The 2,542-nt window shown below is 50.9% G+C and carries 3 protein-coding genes; all 3 read right to left on the reverse strand.

Annotated features, from left to right (window positions below; genetic code table 11):
- Positions 1 to 718: 718 nt before the first annotated feature.
- Complete coding sequence (locus tag Q668_RS13560) at positions 719 to 1,159, reverse strand: GNAT family N-acetyltransferase (RefSeq protein WP_022990163.1); 441 nt, start codon at positions 1,157 to 1,159, stop codon at positions 719 to 721.
- Between the two features lie 97 nt (positions 1,160 to 1,256).
- Positions 1,257 to 1,688, reverse strand: a complete 432-nt coding sequence (locus tag Q668_RS13565) for a GNAT family N-acetyltransferase (RefSeq protein WP_022990164.1) — start codon at positions 1,686 to 1,688, stop codon at positions 1,257 to 1,259.
- Between the two features lie 97 nt (positions 1,689 to 1,785).
- A complete protein-coding gene (locus Q668_RS13570) occupies positions 1,786 to 2,319 on the reverse strand; it encodes a GNAT family N-acetyltransferase (RefSeq protein WP_022990165.1) in 534 nt (177 codons plus the stop codon).
- Positions 2,320 to 2,542: the final 223 nt, after the last annotated feature.

Raw genomic sequence — 2,542 nt, forward strand, 5'->3', positions numbered from 1 at the left:
TTTACCGGACGGTTACGAAACACCGCCAACGATGCAGTGAATGAACCTGAACTCAAAGGTAGCAGATCCAGACAAAGTTTTCGGCGGACGGCCCCACACGGTGAACACTGAATTTCCCGCCACCGATTCTGCTTGCTGGAGCAACCAAACTGGATGCGCATTATGACGGCCTTGGTGCTCACCAAATTATGCGGGTTTGGCAACCAGGCCCGGCACCAAGGCCACTGGCACACAGCAACCTAAAAGGACCGAAGCCACAGCCACTAACGCGAAGGTAACCGGCGCCGGAGCGCAGCGGAGGGAACCAAAAGCTGTAAGCTTTTGGCGTCCGGTTGACCGCCTGGTTAGTGGCCGGTCACCACTAAGGTCTCCCTTGGCACCCAGCGCTGCATGCCCTCTCCCGAACAGCTTGCACCAACCAGACGGATGGAGAAAGGAACCAGAACGCAAACCGCACCAACCCGATTACTGTTTGAACTGGACGGCCCCGCGACTAGGGCACGCCATGAATAACCATGCTGCGGGTGACTTTGGCAACCAACCCCGACAGCAACTTTTCCGGCCTTGGCCATCACCAACAAAGGCGGCTTTGCAGCCAAGTCCGATGCCAAGGCCCTTGCACTGAGCCCGCCAAAAATGAAGACGGCCTGGGCCATTAACGCTCGGCTAAACGGCGCGAACGCAGTGAGCGTCCGGCGGAGCGAATTTGAGCCGCTTGTTAAGTGTTGTATGTGTAAAAGTGCCATGTACTTTTACCAGTGTTCATTGAATCGTATAGCTTCTGAGCCTGCTCATTATCTAGAGCGGTAACCCACTGCAAGCGAGCCGCACCATTTTCTGCAGCATAGCTTCGACAGTGCTCTATAAGCTGGCGACCAATGCCTTTACCACGGCAGTTAGGCAAAGTGTAGAGGTCATTGAGAACAGCTACTTTTGATGTAATTGTTGATGTGAACGAAAAGTAAACTGTAGCGAAACCAACAACGTTTCCTTCCTCTCTATAAACAAACTGACAGCCTGCAGGGCTAGACTCACCGAACTGCGTAAAAAAATCCGAATTTCGATCATCGGATATATCCGAGACCTTATAGAACTCTTGGTACGCTCGAATTAAAGGGAGCACTTCGGCCAAGTTGTTTTTCGATACTGGTTCAATCATATGTACTTTGAATCCTTGTGAAACTTAACGCCAAGTGCAGGGGAGGCAAAAGTAGTGCGCGGCGCGCGCTGCTTTTGGCTTCCCCTGACACGCCTGGTTATGTTCCATTTACTAAGCCCCAATCGAGCGCTTGTTCTTGATCTTGGAATATTGCCATCGCAGTGCTCATGCGCATAAAACCAAGCTTTTTGTAAAAAGACTCTTTGCCGGGATATGAGTAGAGCACGATTTTTTTGTGCCCGTCTGAAAGCTCGACAAGCTTAGAAACAACAGCGCGCCCCAGGCCAGACCCCTGAACCTCGGGATGAACAGCAACATCACAGAGATACGAGCAGTCAACGCCGTCTGCCAGGGCGCGACCTACCGCAACAAGCTTTCCATCACCGTAGACGAAGCACTTAAACATGCTGGCTCCGAAGGCTTTCTTTAAAATATCGGGCTTCTTTTCGCCTAGAGGAGCGATCCTATATAGCTCGGATAGTTCATTCCAATCCAGCTCTTCTTCCGAGTACTTCCATTCAAGGTCCAATGTTCAATCTCCGTAAAACATAACGCTTTTGTTTAGCGGCGACTACGGAGCGCAGCGTAGTAGGCGTCCGGTGTAGGGCCGCCAGGCCCGGAACGCACTACAACAATTTGTTATGCAGTGCCCAGTCGTCGCGCGACATTCGATACACGCGCACAGGCCGGGCATGGAACTCTCGAGTCGTATAGTCTCCGAACCCGACTTTCTCCGTGACCCTGACGGAAGCTGTATGCTCCGGCTCGATAATAACAATTACCGACTCGCAGTGTTTTTGGTCGAAAGAATACTGGAGAACACCTTTTACAGCTTCTGTCGCATACCCCTGATGCCAGAACCTGCGGGCCAGACGATAACCTAGATTGATTTCTTCAACATCGCCAACCAACTCCGGCCCAACGCCACAGAAGCCGATAAAATTCCCTGATTCTTTCTCACACAATGCCCATGGCCCTATCCCATGAGAGGCGTAACACTCAAGGCACCAATCAACGAATTTTCGGGTAGCTTCTTCGTCACAAACTCCACGGACGGAGAACTTCATGACTTCTGGATCACTGAGCATTGCGGTGAGCACCGGAACGTCTTGATGGGACAGCTTCCTTGCAATCAACCTCTCTGTTTCAAACAATGGCACCTATCTCTCCCTGTGCATAACAGCAACTAGACAGACCGCTTCGCGATTGCAGAAATCTGACTGCTTCGATATTCCGCTTTCTACTCAATTGGGCTAACCGGCCATTAAGATTTAAAACAACAGGTTAGCTCACCTCGCACTCTGTTTCCATGTAATCGTTTGACATCTGTGATTTACGCCACCAATAATACTGTATAAAAACGGCTCTTCACTTATCCGTGTG

The sequence above is a fragment of the Marinobacter sp. ES-1 genome, from assembly GCF_000475255.1.
GTDB classification, from domain to species: Bacteria; Pseudomonadota; Gammaproteobacteria; order Pseudomonadales; family Oleiphilaceae; genus Marinobacter; species Marinobacter vinifirmus.